Raw genomic sequence first — 17,953 nt, 5'->3', positions numbered from 1 at the left:
CAGCTCGATCTCGTCGCGCTGACGGCCAAGCTCGGATGTGATCGAGCCAAACAGCTCAGGGTCACGGTCGGCAAGGGACTGGGTGAAAAAATCGTCGGTACGGTGCGGGGCGTTCACTTTGAAACCTCCTAAAAGGGTTAGCCGGTCCAGCCAAGGCCAGCGGAAATGGCATTCATGGATTGCAGCAAGGGCACGGGAACTGACCCTGACTGTGGTTCGTTTCGAGCTAGTTGCAGCAGTCTGACTTGCAGCGCGTGAATTCGGGCCAATTCAGAGCGCTTGCGTTCGAACCGTTCGCACAGACGAGGGAAACGGTGACCGATGGTCTGGCCACCGGTCAGAAACTGCACTGCGGTGCAGGCGCTATCGTATTCCGTTTTGATCGCCTGCGAGATGCTTTGGCGGGTTTTCTCATCGTGCACCAATTCGCTGTATTGCGCGGCGATACCCATATCCGCCTGATAGAGCGATTTCTCCATCTCATCGACGGCGAGGCGAAATAGGCGGGAGTGTCGAAACATGTCCTGCAGCACTTCATCGCCGCGCGCACCACGGAACTTTCGAAAGCTGGTCATCGCGGCACCAAACCCGTACCAACCTGTGATCAGGTGGCGGTTCTGCGACCATGCAAAGACCCATGGAATTGCTCGCAGATCATCCAGACTGGCTGCGCCGAACCGACGCGCCGGGCGGGATCCGATTTTCAGGCGAGCAAGTTCCTCGACCGGGCTAGCCTGCTGAAAATAATCCAGAAAGCCGGGCATCTGCAAAAGCGAAACATAAGCCGTCTGCGACAGTTCCGATAAAGCATCCAACGCGTCGCCAAATTCGGGCCTGGCAGGAGATTCCCCAGGGTTTGCAGTATGGCGCAACGTGCTTGAGAGCAGCAGTTCGAGATGCGCTGCGGCCGTACCTCGGTTGGCATATTTGGTCGAAACAACCTCGCCCTGTTCGGTTACGCGCAGCCGCCCGGAAATTGTTCCGCTGGGTTGCGCGGCGATGGCGCGCCCGGTGGGTGCGCCACCTCGACTGACCGAGCCGCCACGACCGTGAAAGAACGCGGCTTGAAAGCCCTGCGATGCCAGCGCCGATACGATCCGTCTCTGGGCGCGCTCGAGTTCCCATGTTGAACAGAAATAGCCGCCATCCTTACCGCTGTCCGAATACCCCAGCATCACCTCTATTACGTTGCTATCGGTTTTGAGGCTGCGGCGAGCAAGAGGAACGCCCAGTACATTTAGCAGGATCGCTGGGGCGTTGCGCAGATCAGCAATCGTTTCGAACAGCGGGACCACCGAAATATCCAGTGTCTCGGACCCGAACCCGGCATAACGGGCCAACAGGTAGACACCGAGAATGTCATCGGCAGAACGGGTCATGGACAAGATGAATGGCCCGATTGCCCTTGGGTCCGGCCCTGATCGCACGCTATGGACCAGCGCCAGAAGGGCGAGCAATTCCTGCGCCTGATCGCTCAGCGCATCACGGTTTTGGTAAGGCAGGTTCTGATCCGCCAGTTCGGCCCGTAAACGGGCAGACCATTCGTGTGCACCATATTCGGGAGCCCGCCCGGATTGCGACCAGATTTCGGCCAGAACGTCGGTTGTGACGGTTGAATTCTGCCTGATATCCAGGGTTGTGGTTCGGAACCCGAAAACCGACGCAGCCCGGCGCAGAGGTCGTATATGCCGTCGCGCCAGAATATCGGCGTTGACCGCGCACAATGCGGCATCAAGCGCATCAAGATCGCTCTCGAATTGCGAGATGTGATTATAGCCGCCACCTGTCAACTGATGGCCGATGGCACTGAGAGCTTGCCGGAACGGTTCGTTCCGATTGCGGTCAGCGTCAGGTGCCCGATCGACTATTTCTTGTACACGCGCCCTGTGGGGCAGGGGCAGCGGTAATATGAGTGCACTGATACTCAACCTGCTCGCGGCCTGATCAAGAGCCTTTCGATAAAGACCCAGAACCGTTTCACGTCCGCGTTTCAGGGCCAGTGCGGTCATCTCGGTTGTGACATTCGGATTGCCGTCCCGGTCGCCGCCGATCCAGCTGTGAAAGCGGATATCGGGTGTTTCACTCAGCGTCTGGCCCAGCACATGCAAGCAAGCCTGATCGAACCGATCCATCACCTGAGGGACGGCGTCAAAGATTGCATCGCGAAAGAACTGTAGCCCCCACTCGATCTCATCGTGCAGGCTGGGGCGCGACAGGCGCAGCTCGCCTGTCAACCACAAGAGATCGATCTCGCCTTCCAGGCCATTCAGCAACTCGGCGCGTTCGGTCGGGGTCCAGCGTTGCGTCTCAAGACTGACGAGGTTGCGGTAGATACGCCGGTGAATTTCCAGAACGGTGACCCGTTTTGCTTCGGTCGGATGTGCGGTCAGGGTGGGACCGGCACATAGGTCAGCGGTCAGCTTTTCCGTCTGGCTGCCTGTCAGGGAAAGGTCGGACAACACCTCGGCAAATCCGCCCTCGACCGCTTCGGCCCCACTTTGGGTCTCTGTCAGGCGGCGGTTCCGGACTTCGGCGTTTTCGTCAATGATGCGCAACAGTTGGAACCAGATAGACAAGGCCTGCAAATACGGCGTTGCCTCGGGCCCGGTGGGGATGGGACGCAGCGGCGTTGCCTCGGCCCACGTCGACACGTGAGGCGCCCGTTTCAGCAATATGTTCCGCCACAACGCACGCAGTTCCGAGCGCAATCCTTCGGCATAGCTCGAAGGGTCGGTGGTGGACTGAGTATGCCGGGCCAGCGCTTGCATCAGATCACCCGGTCGCGCGGCTCAAGGCCTTGGAAAAAGTCGCTCAGGTTATCCAGCACACGGAACCCCATAGCCTCGCGCGCTTCACGCGTAGCACTGCCCAGATGCGGCAGCATCACGAGGTTGTCACATTGCAGGAGGTCCGGGCTGATGCGGGGTTCGCCGTCGAACACGTCCAGCGCAGCGCCACCGATCATCTCAAACATCAGTGCCTGAATCAGCGCCCATTCGTCGATTACCTCACCGCGTGCGGTGTTGATCAAGAACGCATCGGGTTTCATCAGGTTTAGTCTGCGGGCGTTGATCAGGTGGCGATTTGCGGCGCCGCCGGGACAGTGCAGTGAGACAAAATCGCATTGCGGCAACAGGTCATCAACCGTGTCGACCTGGGTCGCATTGCACTTGGCCAGCACGTCCGGAGCAATCGGGCTGCGGTTATAGACGAGGATATCCATGCCGAACCCGTGATGAGCGCGGCGCGCCATTTCCTGACCGATGCGGCCGTAGCCGATGATGCCCAGCGTCTTACCACTGACCTTGGTGCCGACAAGATGGGTAGGACGCCAGCCGGTCCAGTTGCCGGCGCGCAATTCGCGCTCACCTTCACCAGCGCGACGTGCCACCATAAGCAAAAGCGTCATGGCGATGTCAGCGGTGCATTCGGACAGTACGTCGGGTGTGTTTGTCACGGTCATGCCCAACCCACGCGCCGACGGCTCGCAAATATGGCTGTAGCCGACACCGTAATTGGCGAGGATCTTTGTCTGCGCACCGGGCACATCCAAAGCTTCGGCGCTGAGCGTATCAGTGACGGTGGGCAACACCGCGTCATAGGATTTCAACGCTTGCCGGATTTCGGCCGCGGACATGGGCTTGTCCCCGGTATTAAGTACGGCGTTATAGTTCTCGGCCAGCTGCGCCTCGACGGCGGCAGGCCAACGACGGGTAACAAGAACCGAGGGTTTGACCATCACGCAGCCTCCATTACACGGGCGATCGTTTCACCGATCACGGCAGGGTTTTCGGCCACGGTCACGCCGGCGGCCGACAGGATTTCGACCTTCTCGCTGGCGCTTTCGCCAAAGGCTGAAATGATCGCCCCTGCATGGCCCATGGTCCGGCCTTTTGGTGCCGTCAGACCCGCAACGTAAGCCACTACGGGCTTGGTGATGTGGTCCCGGATATACTCGGCAGCTTCGGCTTCCTGCGGGCCGCCGATCTCACCGATCATGGCTATGATATGGGTGTCCTCATCCTCCTCGAACCGCTGCAGGATGTCCTTGAAGGACGAACCGTTGATGGGGTCGCCGCCGATGCCCACACTGGTCGAGACGCCGATCCCACGCTCTTTCAGCTGTGCGGCGGCCTCGTAGCCCAGCGTACCCGATCGACCGATGATACCAACATTGCCCGGCAGGTAGATGTGACCGGGCATGATCCCCAGCAGAGCTTTACCGGGCGAAATCGTGCCGGCGCAATTCGGCCCAGTCAGAACCATGCGCTTATCCTTGGGGTAGCGGTACATGTACCGTTTCACCCGGATCATGTCCTGCGCCGGAATACCGTCGGTGATGCAGACGCAATAGCGGATACCAGCATCTGCGGCCTCCATGATCGAGTCGGCAGCGAACGGCGGCGGTACGAACACGAGGCTGGCATCTGCCCCTGTCGCTTCGACGGCCTGCTTGACGGTGTCGAAGACTGGAACACCTTCGACGGTTTCTCCGCCCTTGCCGGGCACGACACCACCTACGACATTCGTGCCATAGCTCAGCATGTCCTTGGTGTGGAATCGCGCCATGCGGCCTGTGATGCCCTGTACGATGACACGCGAGTCACGATCGAGAAGAATGCTCATTACACAGCCCTCATCTTTGTGCCTTGAGTAAGGTCGTTTTTCCATGCGCCGACAGCGCGTTCTGCGGCTTCCATCAATGTTGTGGCGCGAATGATTGGCAGGCCGGATTTCGCAAGGATTTTTTGACCTTCCTCGACGTTTGTTCCGGCCAGTCGCACGACCACCGGTATATCGAGGTCGAGTTCCTTCAGAGCCTGCACCACCCCCTCGGCAACCCAGTCGCAGCGGTTTATTCCGGCAAAGATGTTGACCAATACGGCCTGAACATTCTTGTCGGACAGAACCAGACGGAAGGCTTTGGCGACACGTTCCGGTGATGCCCCACCACCGATATCGAGAAAGTTGGCGGGCTCACCCCCCGCCAGTTTGATCGTGTCCATCGTGGCCATCGCCAGACCAGCGCCGTTGACGATGCAGCCGATATTGCCGTCCAGACCCACATAGGACAGGCCACGGTCCGCCGCGCGGCTTTCGCGCGGATCTTCCTGGCTTTTGTCGCGCAGTTCCGAGATCTGCGGATGCCGGAACAAGGCGTTGTCGTCAAAGCTCATCTTCGCATCCAGCGCCAGAACGCGGTCGTCACCGGTGATGACCAGCGGATTGATCTCGACCATGGTCGCGTCCAGCTCACTGAAGGCGGCATAGCAACCCTGCAGGGTGCGCACCATTTGCTGAACCAATTTGGGTTCAAGGCCGAGATTGAAAGCGATCTCACGGGCCTGGAACTCCTGCAGACCCACCGCCGGCTCCACGATAGAGCGCACGATGCTGTCGGGGCGCTCGGCCGAGATCTCTTCGATCTCCATCCCACCCTCGGACGAGGCCACGATCATCACCCGCTGGCTGGAGCGATCCAGAACAAAACCCAGATAGATTTCACGATCAATCGGCACCGCCGATTCCACATAGACGCGGTAGATGCCCTTGCCTTCAGGGCCAGTTTGATGCGTGACCAGCTTGCGGCCGAACAAGTCGTCGCAGGCTTCATAGATTTCGTGCTCGGTATCGCACAGCTTGACCCCTCCGGCCTTGCCTCGCCCGCCTGCGTGGACCTGTGCCTTGACAATCCACTTGTCACCGCCCAGCTCGCGCGCCCGATAGGCCGCTTGCTCGGGGCTATAGGCCAACGCGCCCGAGGGCACGTCGACACCGAAATTCGAAAGAAGCTCTTTCGCTTGGTATTCATGGATATCCATCTGCAATCCTCCCGTTCATGCAGTGTGATCAAGCAGCGATCGACGTGCCGTATCGGCTTTCCAGCAAAGCTTCGATTGCGTCGTGATCGACCTCGCCGCCCAGCTCATGCAGGGCCTCGGCAAATAGGCGTACAATGCGGCTGACGGCCTGTCGGTTCAGTTGGTTCAGGATGCCGATACGAACTTGTACCGGTGCGCTGAGCGTCGGCCAGATGCCGAACCCGCGAGCGCGGCAATTCTGCACCAGCTCCATCTCACGGCCCGCCAGTGCCGGCGGCAGGTTCAGCACGACGAGGCTGGGCATATCCGAAGTCACCTCGCACCCCATTTCGAGCACTGCATCGCGCAAGACCTTTTCGTGGGTCCGGTAAGACAGCGAGCGTTTGGCCAGACCCTCTTGCAGCGTCAGGCGCAGGGATTCGTGGAAGGCCGCAACCGCGTAACCCGAGTGGGTGCGGTGATAGGTGCCTTTCTCCACATCTTGCCCATCGACAACGCCCCAGTGGCGGGCCTCGAAAATCGGGTTGTGGACGTATGTGTAGGCACCGGTTGCCTTCAGGGTTTCGATATAGGCATCGGTGAAGCTGACCGGCGCATAGGTTAGCGGCAGGCAGCATAAGCCTTTCTGCGGGCAGGAGGCCCAACCAGCAACTCCCGGGAAACCATCAATCGAAAAGTCATCGACTCCCAGCGACGAAACCGCATCAATCAGACCCATCGCGCCATGTCGTTCACATGCATCCGAGAACCCGCGCAGGTCGTTGATGCGGCCCGAGCCGGTTTCCCAATGCGCCATGAAGGCCCATTTCGGCTGATGCTCGGTTAGGGCGGCGTCGACCATTTCACCTGTTACCGGCTGGCCATGCGGAACCTCGATCACGGTGACGCTGGCGGCCTGCGGGTCAAGCGGGTTGGCGGCGTGCTCTTCGGGCGTCGCCGCCTTGATCCGCAAGGTCAGTGCATCGATGCCCGAGAAAGTGCCGTTGGTAAAGGCAACTACCTTGTCACCGGGCATGACAGCCGAGAACATGGTGTCCAGCGCGCTCCAACCAGTGCCGGCAACGGCGAAAGTATAGGCGTTTTCTGTGCCCCAGATCTTGCGCAGCATATGCTTGCACTCGATCATACCGCGCAGAACATCGCCCTGCATGTGATCCGCAACGCCTGCGTTGGCAAAAGCGTGCAGGACGCGGGCGTCTGTATTGCCTGGCCCCGGACCCGCAGCAAGCGTTTCGGGAATTTCAAGCGGTGGGAAAATCTGAAAAGTCATTGTTAGACATCCTCGGCGGTTGTTCGGGCACTGCGGCCAGGTGTGTTATGTTGCCGAATAGAAAACGCGGACTTGCCCTGTAACGCAACGTAACTTACTACTGCTTTAGGATGGCTAAAAGTATGGGGTAAAACCTATCCATCTAGGTAAAAATACAAAAGTATACCGTTTTACTACCTACCCAAATGGGTGGTTTTCGGCAAAACAGGGTGAATCAGATGGCTGCTACCGCTAACGCTCCGATCGATGTCATGCTGGCGGACAGCAATCCATTGGTCCTGTCTGCCATGTCCGAAATCTTTGAACGGGACCCGCGATTCTCGCTGGTCGCGACCTCGGCCACAGCCGAAGGGTTTTTGGGAACTGTGATGCGGGTGCCTGTTCAGGTCGGCGTTTTGGACTGGAACCTTCCGGTTCTGGGGGCTGCGAAACTGATCGAAGTATTGCGCGAACAGGCTCATGCCCCACGGTTTGTCGTCTATGGGGAAACGACTGGCGAAACCCCGCGATTGGCGATGCAGGCCGGTGCAGCAGGCTTTGCCGCGCGATCCGGCGAGGTAGAGGGCCTGCTGGATACTTGCGCTGAAGTGGCAGCGGGAAAAATGGTGTTCCCGTTCATTGACGTCCGCAAAATGCAGCAGGACCCGATCCAAAGTCTGTCCCGTAAAGAACGCTCCATTCTCGAGGCGCTGGCAAAGGGCATGTCGAACCGGGACCTGTCGAAAGAACTGCAAATCTCGACCAACACGGTCAAGTTTCACCTGTCCAATATCTACGAGAAACTGTCGGTGAAGAACCGGACCCAGGCGATTGCTTATTATTACTCGTCGCAATTGAGCGGTGGCTAGGCAACGTGCCTGACGTCATTCTGCCTTGATCACCTTTCGGGACAGCACCGCCTTGTTTGAAAGGTCCAGCAGCCGAATTTCATAAACACCGGGCTCCTTCGGCAAGGTGATCTCGATTGGGGGATCGCCGTTGATCTTTTGAGCCGAGATCCAAGTGAAAATAGCCTGTTCGCTGCGCGCCAGCGTTATGCGCTGGTCGGCGCTTTGACTGTCAGAATGCCAACCGACCGAAATGCTGCTGCCCGCGGGGGCAATGTCGGGCGCCTCAAGCGATGCGCCGGTATCAAGCGCCGCGTCCGCGGCCAAAACCTCGACCGCCTGCCGGGCCAGCACCCGGTTGCCTTCGCGCAGTTGATAGCGAACCTCGTACAGACCGGTTTCGGCCGGTGCTTTCAGATCTAGTTCGGACTGCGCGCGTACCTGCGCATACACGCCATACTCACCATCCGGCGCGCCCATCGGCACCAGATTGATGTAGTCATTCGTGCTGACCGTCTCGGTCCAGGATACCCGCAAATTATCGCCCGCGCGCACCTCGTTCACCGTCTGGATGGTCACCGCGGGCTCGGTCACCTCAACCTTGACCGTTGCGATGGTTTTGGAGCCTTCACGCAATACATAGCGGATTTCATACAACCCCGGTTCCGCCGGGGCCTGAATGTCGCCGATGTTGTTGTCACGGATTACGATGTAGTTGCCGTAATTACCCTCTTCAGTGCCTGCCGGAACGATGTTGATATAGTCTTGGGTATTTGCGGTGCCCGTCCAGGCGACTTTGAATTTCGATCCCGCGATAACCGTCTCCGGCGCGTCGATTGTAACTTGCGGAGAAATGACCTCGATCGTAGCGGTCGCAAGCGTTTTCGAGCCCTCGCGCAAGATATAGCGCAGCTCATACAGGCCAGGCTCTGCCGGAGCGGTCAGCACAGCGGTATCGCCGTCCCGCACCACGGCGTAATTACCGAAGACCCCGTCATCCGACCCTGCGGGAACGATGGCGGCATAATCCTGAGCGTTGACCCGACCGGTCCAGGACACCTCGAACTTTGATCCAGTCACAACCTGACCAGGACCCGAAACCGAGACCTCTGGGGCGGTAATTTCCATCGCTTTGCGTGCAAGCGTTTTGCTGCTTTCGCGCAAAACGTAACGCACTTCGTAAATGCCGGGTTCCGCTGGCGCCTTCAACTTGCCTTTCGAGGCATCCCCAACGGTGATGTAATTGCCGAACTTGCCTTCGTCCGTCCCGTGCGGAACGATGTTGATATAGTCCTGCGCGCTGACCGTGCCATCCCAGGCAACCTCGAACACGGACCCGGTCAAAGCGGTCTCGGGGATCTGCAAAACAACTTTGGGATCGGTTACTTCGATCTGCTGCGACGCCACCGTGCGCTTGTCGACGTTCAGGATATAGCGCAGCTCGTAGAGGCCCGGATCGGCCGGGGCATTCAGGGACTTTTCGGTCGCGCCGCCGACCGACTGATAATTGCCGAACGTACCGGGGTCGGACCCCACTGGCACTATCGCCACATAGTCCCGCCGGTTGATTGCCGGTGACCACGCAACCTTGAATTTCGCACCTGTCAGCACCGTCCCAGCCGCAGTCAACTCAACCTCGGGCTTGGTCACCTCAAGCGTGGCCTGTCCTAATACCTCTTTGGTTTGGTTGTGCAAATACCGGACCTCGTACAAACCCTCACCCCCGGGGACAGTGATTTTAACTTCTTTGGCGTCACCAATTCGCACGTAGCTGCCAAAAACACCGGGGTCGGAGCCAACGGGGACAACGTTGATATAATCGCTCTCTTCAACCGTCGGCGTCCAACTGACCTGCAGATCCGACCCGCCCACAGCGGTCTCTGATGTTTTTACAACGACATCCTGCAGCGCAGGCTCGGGTTCGGGCTCGGGGTCTGCCTGTGCCACGACGGTCCCAACGGCGCTAAGAGCGGCGCCCAGCTCTTGGGAGTTTTTGGCGGTGATATACTGACCGCCGGTGTTTTCTGCGATACAGGCCAACGAGCTTGCGTCCTCATCCGCGCCCAGACCAAACCCCACGACATGCGCAGTGAACCCTACGCCCCCTTGTTCCAGCGCCTGCGCCAGCGCGCAAGGATCGCGCTCACAGCTTTCCAATCCGTCGGAAATCAACACCACGGTTGCCGGCTTATCGGTGTAGGACAGCGCCTTAGCTGCGATCTCGACCGCGTCGGTCAGAGGGGTTTTGCCAATCGGTGAAATTGCATTGATCTGGTCCAGAATAACACTGCGCGCCTGCTGGCCGGGCTCGACAAGAACCTCGATATCGCCGCAATCACCCCGGCGGCGGTGACCATAAGCCATCAGCCCGACATTGCGGTTTTCGACCCATTCCCCCAACAGGTTTTCCATGACGTCCCGCGCAATTTCGATTTTCGCCGTGCCGTCGATCTGGCCCCACATGGAATTCGAGCCATCAAACACGACCATCACATTTTCGTCCGCCTCTGCTACGGAACCGGTCAGCAACACGGTTGTTAATACGGTTGCCTGACAGAAATCTTTAAACATAGAACACTCCTGAGGCGTATGAGCCACCCGCGCAGGGCCGTTCTTCTAAGCTCATTGCGCGAAACCTCTGCCACTTGATCTAAAGACTCATGAAACGCGCAGTTGCGGCTAAAGAAGTGCCGACTGCTTCGGTTCACCCTCAATTCTTCCACTGACTATATCAAAACAAGAACGCCAATGGTGCATTGGTTGCCCTAGCGGCACCCTTTTGCCGACGGGCGACCAATGAGCGAGATGACGGTGGCAGACTATCCGATGTCGGCAATGCACAAGATTGCAACCCGCCTGCCAGTGACGATGATCGTCGAAGACCCTGCGCCGCGAGCCATGCAACCTCACAGGACCGACCCATGATCCAGAACAATCCCGCCCTGATCGACGCCATCCGCGACCGGTTTGCCCATGTTGAAAGCTGCCCGTTTCAGGGCGAGCGCATCTTCTTCGAAAACGCCGGCGGCGCGCTGACGCTGAAATCAGTGGCCGAGACCTCGGCATTCTACGCTGCGATCCCAGACAACCCGGGCCGCATCAATCCGGCGGGGCAGGGCACCCAGCAAGTGATCAACAAGGCCAAAGGCGATCTGGCAGTGTTTATGAATGCCTCAACCGGTCAGTTCTTTGCAGGTGAAAGCGGCACTGAATTGCTGTTTCGCCTGATCCGCACCGCCTGTCTGGCCGCACCAAAAGGGACCAAGGTGATCGGGTCGTCTATCGAGCACCCTGCCACCCGCAGCGCCGCGCGCCGCTGGGCTGGGATTGCCGGATTGGACTATGTGAACGTACCCCATGACACCGAAACCGGCCTGGTCACGGCCGAGGACTACACTGCACTGCTGGCCCCGGATGTGGCGGTGGCAACGATCCTGCACGCCTCGCCTGTGACCGGGATGGGTATGGATGTTGCCGCAATTTCGCACGCAATCCGGGCGGTGGCGCCGGATTGCATGATCATCGTCGACGGCATCCAGCACGCGGCGCACGGGCAGGTGGATTTGGACGCTTATGACGTCGACGGCTACGTGATCTCACCCTATAAGGTGTTTTCGCGCCACGGTTATGGTATCGCGTGGATCTCGGACCGGCTCAGCTCTGCGCCACATGACATGCTGATCGATGCCCCCGCTACCGGATGGGAGTTTGGCACCCGCGACACCGGGTCCTATGCAACTGTTTCGGACGTGGTATCCTATTTTGACTGGTTGGGGGGTGAGGTCTCGGACGAGACCGACACCCGTAAACGGGTCGAGGCCGCAAGCCGTGCCATCCACGCCTATGAGACCTATCTAACCAACACTGCCATCAACGGCACCGGCAACCTGCCGGGCCTACGCGACATGGACCACGTTACCATTCTGGGTGGGGCCGACAATCCCGCGCGCGAGGGGCTTGTGTCTATCGTGGTTGAGGGTACGCCTTCCGAAGACGTGGTTGAATCTCTGAACCAACAAGGTATTCGCACCCACACGCGTAAGGCCGACCATTACTCTGGTAACGTTCTTGCGCCACTCGGCCTGGCAGATTGTATCCGTATCTCGTTCTGCCACTACAACACCGAACAGGAGATTTCCCGTCTTCTGGCTGCGATCAAGATGATCGGCCAAGACGGTTGAAAAAGCTGTGCGAAAGGCATTGCTGGATGTGAGAGCCATGTTGGCAAACAAAACTCCAAACCTGTGGTTTAGTTACGGCTTGTATTTAACATAATCATGATTACCCGTATTGGAAGTTTTGTTGGGTTATTTGTACAAAACCATTAAAGATGAGACTCCTATTTTGCGACTTGATCTTATGTGCTTTTGCGATGGGAAGATAAGTCGCTAAAATGATGTCCAAGAAAGAAAAAGAAACAGAAAGAAACGCTAATTCTTCATCACCGATCCAAACTTCGGAACCGGGATTCACTTTTTCTGATATACTCAGCATGAGAAAATCTGGTGAGCCATATTAAACAAATGCCTCACTAGGCGGTCGTGTTTCTCCGTGCTCAATGCTTCTCGTGTGCGCAGGCCGGAACAACCAAATTCATTGAAATGCAAAGATGCATCATCTGCGCGCCAGCAATGCATTTTGAATAAATTCTTCCACGCCTCCTATTATCTCAGACATGGGCGCCCCCGACAGAGCGCTTCGGTAAGCACTACCTTCCAAGAGCTCGATCACCAACTGCGAAGCCTGAAGAGGATCTGAAACGGCTCGCAAGTCAGCTTCGCCAATCCCACGGCGAATAACTGCCTCGAGCGCCTTGGTCAGCGTTGCCCGGTTTTCCAAAAACAATTTTGCAATGTCTGGCTGGCGAATGGCTTCAATCGCAATTTCGAGCGTCAGTATGACATTCTCAGGTGCGGCCAGATATTTTGCGTAAGCCCTGACAAATTTCTTCAATACCTTCGGTGCAGGTAATCCTAAGGCCAGAACGTCGAGGAATTGTTCCAAATCACTTCGTTCCAACATTGCGATTTCTACAAGCACATCGTGTTTGCTGCGAAAGTGATTGTACAAGTTTCCGAGGCTCACCCCTGCGCGTTCCGCGATATCTCGCACACCAGTCTGATGATATCCGTGTTCGAGAAAGCACATTACTGCGGCTTCCAGTATTTGATTGCGTCGTTGGGCCGTAGCCCTTTCACGTGAAGTGCGCGGATGTTTATCAGTTTCTGTCATCTTCAATTTTCTGTATTGAACGAACGTACGTTCATATTATATGGCATTCAGGTAAGTATCGCAAGTTGATGCGGATTCGATTGTTCAGGAAGTCTCGGAGTCATGAATAACTATTCAAACGAAAATCGAAGAAAACCAGCTTACCGTTGGCTTTGGATTGGAGTTTCGCTGGCGCTTCTTGTTGCGGTTGTTGTCCTGCTTTTCGGCACTGAGGACACAATCGACGTTCACGTGTCCAAGTCTCCTCCGCCTCCACCAGTGGTCTCTGTCATCACGGCGAAACAACAAGAAGTAGAGGCCCAAATTTCAGCCTTTGCTGAAGTTCGCCCAAGATGGGATGCCGAGTTGCGGTCAGCCGTGTCCGGACGCATTGTCAAAGTTCACGACGCAGCGTTGGCTGGTTCAGAGGTCAAGCGCGGGGAACTGTTGTTTTCAATCGAAGACGCACCCTATCAGAGCGCTGTTGCAGCCTCCAAAATGGAACTTGAAGAAGCAGAACTAGCCCTGCTTCGCGCGCAGAATAATGTCACTGTTGCGCGGCGCCAGTTTGAACGAGATGGCGCGAGTCCTCCCAACGACTTGGCGCTCAACTTGCCTCAGCTACGTATTGCAAAAAGATCTGTTGCGACAGCCAAGGCTCGATTGAATGCTGCACAAACTGAATTGGCAGAAACTAATGTCATTGCTCCGTTTTCAGGTTTTGTCACCCTTCGCTTGGCCAGCCTTGGACAGACGGTCTCTCCAGGTGAGGCACTCCTTCACCTTTCCGACAACCAGCATTTCGAGTTGGTTGCTGAGTATAGCCAGTCTGACTGGGTTCTTCTGGATCATCCGATCTCTGGCACAACGGCTGATTTGTTTGATCGTTCCGGGGGGCACTTAGGCCAAGCTTTGGTACGCCACGGCGGCGGGTTCTTAGACAAAAACACGCGACAAGTACGCGTGTTTTTAGATGTCACCGCACCTGATGAACGGATCCTTGCTGGTGACTTTCTGAAGGTTCGACTGCCGGGGCGCACGATTGAGAATGCGCTAACCTTACCTGAAAGCACCGTGACCAGAACAGGGCACATCTGGCTGGTGGGTGAGGATGATCACCTACAACGGATTAGCCCCAATATTATGTTCCGCGACGAAGGCCTCGTCACAATCTCCGCTCCGGAAGAACCGGGACTTTGGCGGATTGCCAAGACACCGTTGGCTTCGTTCTTGCCGGGTCAGCGGGTAACACCGCTGCCGGATGAGGGCTGACAAATGTATGCCCTAACCTCTTGGTTCATTCGCAACCCCGTCGCCGCCAATCTAATGATGGCGCTAATTCTGTTCCTCGGTGTTCAGACCCTGCTGGGCATACGCATCGAAGGGTTCCCTCGTATTCCGCCCGAAAGCGTTACAATCTCGATTGAATTCCCGGACGCTACGGCCGAACAAGTGGATGAGCTTGTCACGCAGAAAGTAGAACAAGCCCTTGAAGGATTGGACGGAGTGCGCAGTGTCACTTCGCAATCCGAAAACGACCTCAGCTTCGTATCAGTGCGCCGAGCCGGTGGTGAGGATCTGCAAGACATTCTTGATCGGGTGCGTATTCGTATTGATGGGCTGACTGATCTCCCCGACACTGCGCGCCGACCCGTAATCGAAGCTTCGGAATTTGATTTCCCAGCGCTCTACCTCAACCTGTACGGTGAAACCGACGCAGCCACGCTGCAGAGCCTGGCGCAACGTCTGAAGGAAGAGTTGCTGGCGCAACCGGAATTGTCGCGGTTGCAGATCTGGGGACTGATCCCGCGAGAGTTACGCATCGAAATCGATCCGGCGGAACTGCGCCACTACGGACTGACGGTTTCAGATGTGACACGCGCCATTAGGGAAAACTCACTGACCTTCCAGGCCGGTCGTTTGCGAACTGAAGGCGGGACAATATTCCTGCGGGCTGATGACAGGGCAAGGTACGCGCCGGAATATGGTGATCTTCCCACAATTCAACGCGACGATGGCTCTTTTGTGCCGCTACGCGATATCTCAAATATCGAGGACGCTTTTGAAGACGGCGAGTATCTGTTTCGCCTGAACGGCATGCCGACCGTCGGAATGGAGGTTTTGGTTGGGCAGAAAGAAAACCTTCTGAAGATCAGTGAAGTTGTGCGTAGCACCGTGGATGAGTTCAGCCGTCAGCTACCTTCGCAAGTCCACATAGAAGTCTGGGGCGACAGCGCAGGTTATATCTCGGACAGGCTTGCCTTGTTGCGATCAAACGGTGTGCAGGGCTTGATCCTTGTGACCCTAATGCTGTCAGTGTTCCTGAACGTGCGCCTTGCTTTCTGGGTGGCGATGGGCATTCCGATCTCGGTCATGGGAGCGATCGCAGTCTCAGGATCAAAATGGGTGGATTATTCGCTGAACGATGTCACCACATTTGGTCTGATCATTGCTTTGGGTATCCTCGTTGACGACGCTGTCGTAGTGGGCGAGAGCGTGTTCGAAGAGCGTCGCAAAGGGAAAGATCCGATCACGGATACTGAGCGCGGTGTGCACCGCGTAGCGGTTGCCACCGTATTCGGTGTTTTGACCACAATCGCTGCTTTTTTCCCGATGCTGTTGATCGACAATCCACTGGGCAAAGTGCTGGCTGGCTTTTCGGGCATCGTGATTCTGGCCCTCGTTTTTTCGCTCATTGAAAGCAAGTTTATTCTGCCTGCGCATTTGGCTTACATTCCGATGGGGCAGAAACGGCGCTACCTGATAACTCGCCTTTGGGGCCGCGTGCAGGACGGCGCGCAAGGCGGTTTGAACTGGGTTCGAGATCACCTTTATCAACCCGTGCTTTTGGTCGCATTGCGCCATCGCTACGCCGTGCTGATCCTGTTCATTTCCGCCGCAATGCTGGGTCTTGGCTTGATGTACAAGGGCAAGATCAGAACTGTGTTTTTCCCTGAAGTCCCCGGTCAGATCATTACCGTAAACCTCGAGATGGATGCCCGCGCACCATTCGCGTTGACCCGCGCCAATGTGGATCGAATGGAAAGAATCCTGAACGATCTAAATACCGAACTTGCCGACAGCGCAGATATGACAACGCCACCTGTTCAAACGGTATTCACCATAATCAACAGTGCAGGCAGTGCGCAGATATATGCCGAGATGATCCCAGTTATCGATCGCCCGAATGTTCCGATCCTGAGCGTGGTGCGAGAATGGCGCGACCGTGTGGGCGCGGTAGAAGGCGCGACCGAACTAGAATTTACCGGTTCGGAGAGCCTTGCCGGAGGGTTCAGCATCCGGTTGGCCTCGAAAGACGAAGACCTTTTGCGGCAAGCGAGCGACGAGATGAAAGACTTTCTGTCAAACATCGAAGGCGTTGCAAACGTCCGCGACGGTCTTGTTGGAGGGCAACCGGAACTCAGGCTGCGCTTGCGTTCTGATGCTCGGCATCTTGGCTTCAACGCCGAAAGCCTCGCCCGTCAGATTGGATTTGGATTCGGTGGGGCAGAGGTAACTAAGGTCAGGCGCGATGGGTCTGAAGTTCGGGTCGTTGTGCAGAACGCGCAGGAAAACCGCGATACATTGACGGACTTGATGCAAACTCGATTGCGCAGCACGTCAGGTGCCTGGGTGCCGTTGGAGACAGTCGCTGAAATCGAAGGCACTTACACATCGGGCATCATCAACCGCCGCGATGGCAAGCGCATGAACCTTGTCGCCGCCTCCATCGACCGCGATCTCGTCGCGCCGGAGGAAATCCGGCAGGCGGTCTTTTATCAGCTGGTTCCGGAACTCCGCGCAAAATACCCTAGCGTAGCGGTCCTGCCGGCAGGAGAACTGGAGGAAATGTCGGACATCAGCGACGGGTTGAGGCGCGCGCTGCTGCTTGCAGCGGTTCTGATCTATGTGTTGATGGCTGTGCCGCTCAAAAGCTACTGGCAACCCTTTGTCATTCTGGCCATCGTCCCGTTTGGTTTTATTGCTGCCGCCATTGGACATCTGATTATGGGTGTTTCGTTGTCGCTGTTTTCATTCTTTGGGATGTTGGCCCTGACCGGTGTGATCGTGAATGACAGCCTCGTCATGATCACTCGCTACAATCAGGCAAGGGATGAGGGCCAACCTGTAGATTCGGCTTTGCAAACTGCGGGAGTGGGCCGTTTCAAGGCCATCTTTCTGACAACCGCGACAACCGTAATAGGCCTGCTGCCGCTGCTCACTGAAACCTCGGAACAGGCGCAGTATCTGATCCCCGCTGCGATCTCGCTGGCTTTCGGCGAACTCTTTGGCACAGCTTTGATGCTGCTGCTGGTGCCGGTGTTGATCGCAATTTCTGAAGACGCCTTGGCAGTCTTCAAGCCCATTCCACGGCATCCGAAACTGGAAAGGACGAACTCATGAGTGGAAAAATCATTCACACTTTGGTTGCAACTATTGCAATGGCGCTGCCGGCCGCGGCCGAGAGCCTGAATGTAACTGTTGAAGGCATCCGAAACGCCAATGGGAACATCGTAATTCTAGTGTTTGACAAGGCTCGTACGTTTGAGACGTTGGATGTCTGGGGCGCTGTTGACTATGCACAGATTCCTTCGCGCAAAGGCAGCGTAAGCCACAGTTTTGCTGATCTGAATGCGGGTCCTTATGCTGTTTTGTTGTTTCATGACGAGAACAGGGACGAAGACCTGAACATGACTGAAACGCAGTTTCTCGAAGGTGTCGGATCGACCGGGGCGCCGAACCCCGAAGACGAACCTGATTTCAAAGCCGCATCTGTCTGGCCGGGCGACGTTCGCGTTCGTATTCACTACGACCAATAGCAT

General features: G+C 56.9%; 13 protein-coding genes. 6 read left to right on the top strand and 7 right to left on the bottom strand.

The window, feature by feature from the left end:
- Positions 1–137: 137 nt before the first annotated feature.
- Genes ACR0IK_RS21380 through ACR0IK_RS21360 form a run of 5 tightly spaced genes read right to left on the bottom strand, consistent with a single transcriptional unit; the run spans position 138 to position 7,092 of the window.
- Positions 138–2,768, bottom strand: a complete 2,631-nt coding sequence (locus tag ACR0IK_RS21380) for a phosphoenolpyruvate carboxylase (protein ID WP_480595802.1) — start codon at positions 2,766–2,768, stop codon at positions 138–140.
- Complete coding sequence (locus ACR0IK_RS21375; protein WP_480643175.1) at positions 2,768–3,739, bottom strand: 2-hydroxyacid dehydrogenase; 972 nt, start codon at positions 3,737–3,739, stop codon at positions 2,768–2,770. Before ACR0IK_RS21375 ends, ACR0IK_RS21380 begins: the two co-directional genes overlap by 1 nt.
- Positions 3,739–4,626 (bottom strand): succinate--CoA ligase subunit alpha, encoded by an 888-nt coding sequence (sucD, locus tag ACR0IK_RS21370; RefSeq protein WP_480643173.1) that lies wholly within the window; start codon positions 4,624–4,626, stop codon positions 3,739–3,741. The genes ACR0IK_RS21375 and sucD overlap by 1 nt, the downstream gene beginning before the upstream one ends.
- Positions 4,626–5,822: a malate--CoA ligase subunit beta gene (locus ACR0IK_RS21365; RefSeq protein ID WP_480643172.1), complete on the bottom strand. Its 1,197-nt coding sequence runs from the start codon at positions 5,820–5,822 to the stop codon at positions 4,626–4,628. The genes sucD and ACR0IK_RS21365 overlap by 1 nt, the downstream gene beginning before the upstream one ends.
- 28 nt (positions 5,823–5,850) lie before the next feature.
- Positions 5,851–7,092 carry a pyridoxal-phosphate-dependent aminotransferase family protein gene (locus ACR0IK_RS21360; RefSeq protein WP_480595794.1) on the bottom strand — a complete coding sequence of 414 codons (1,242 nt, stop codon included), beginning with the start codon at positions 7,090–7,092 and terminating at the stop codon, positions 5,851–5,853.
- A 218-nt stretch (positions 7,093–7,310) separates the two neighbouring features.
- Between ACR0IK_RS21360 and ACR0IK_RS21355 the strand changes: the two genes are divergently transcribed.
- Positions 7,311–7,940: a response regulator transcription factor gene (locus ACR0IK_RS21355; RefSeq protein WP_480643171.1), complete on the top strand. Its 630-nt coding sequence runs from the start codon at positions 7,311–7,313 to the stop codon at positions 7,938–7,940.
- A gap of 15 nt (positions 7,941–7,955) precedes the next feature.
- On the opposite strand, the gene ACR0IK_RS21350 is transcribed toward ACR0IK_RS21355, so the two are convergent.
- Entirely contained in the window at positions 7,956–10,490 is a 2,535-nt protein-coding gene (locus ACR0IK_RS21350; protein ID WP_480643169.1) for a vWA domain-containing protein, read from the bottom strand.
- A gap of 225 nt (positions 10,491–10,715) precedes the next feature.
- Here ACR0IK_RS21350 and ACR0IK_RS21345 point away from each other — a divergent pair, with 225 nt between their 5' ends.
- Complete coding sequence (locus ACR0IK_RS21345; protein WP_480595788.1) at positions 10,716–10,844, top strand: hypothetical protein; 129 nt, start codon at positions 10,716–10,718, stop codon at positions 10,842–10,844.
- Positions 10,841–12,100: an aminotransferase class V-fold PLP-dependent enzyme gene (locus tag ACR0IK_RS21340; protein ID WP_480595786.1), complete on the top strand. Its 1,260-nt coding sequence runs from the start codon at positions 10,841–10,843 to the stop codon at positions 12,098–12,100. The genes ACR0IK_RS21345 and ACR0IK_RS21340 overlap by 4 nt, the downstream gene beginning before the upstream one ends.
- A gap of 433 nt (positions 12,101–12,533) precedes the next feature.
- Here ACR0IK_RS21340 and ACR0IK_RS21335 read toward each other — a convergent pair whose 3' ends face one another.
- Positions 12,534–13,151: a TetR/AcrR family transcriptional regulator gene (locus tag ACR0IK_RS21335; RefSeq protein ID WP_480595784.1), complete on the bottom strand. Its 618-nt coding sequence runs from the start codon at positions 13,149–13,151 to the stop codon at positions 12,534–12,536.
- Between the two features lie 102 nt (positions 13,152–13,253).
- Between ACR0IK_RS21335 and ACR0IK_RS21330 the strand changes: the two genes are divergently transcribed.
- Genes ACR0IK_RS21330 through ACR0IK_RS21320 form a run of 3 tightly spaced genes read left to right on the top strand, consistent with a single transcriptional unit; the run spans position 13,254 to position 17,950 of the window.
- Complete coding sequence (locus ACR0IK_RS21330; RefSeq protein ID WP_480595782.1) at positions 13,254–14,402, top strand: efflux RND transporter periplasmic adaptor subunit; 1,149 nt, start codon at positions 13,254–13,256, stop codon at positions 14,400–14,402.
- 3 nt (positions 14,403–14,405) lie between these two features.
- Positions 14,406–17,534, top strand: coding sequence for an efflux RND transporter permease subunit (locus ACR0IK_RS21325; RefSeq protein WP_480643167.1), 3,129 nt, complete (start codon positions 14,406–14,408; stop codon positions 17,532–17,534).
- The gene (locus tag ACR0IK_RS21320) at positions 17,531–17,950 is read left to right on the top strand and encodes a DUF2141 domain-containing protein (RefSeq protein WP_480643165.1); all 420 of its coding nucleotides are present in this window, start codon (positions 17,531–17,533) and stop codon (positions 17,948–17,950) included. Before ACR0IK_RS21325 ends, ACR0IK_RS21320 begins: the two co-directional genes overlap by 4 nt.
- Positions 17,951–17,953: the final 3 nt, after the last annotated feature.

The sequence above is a fragment of the Ruegeria sp. BF7 genome (assembly GCF_056538605.1).
This window is presented reverse-complemented; position numbering and strand designations above follow the sequence as displayed.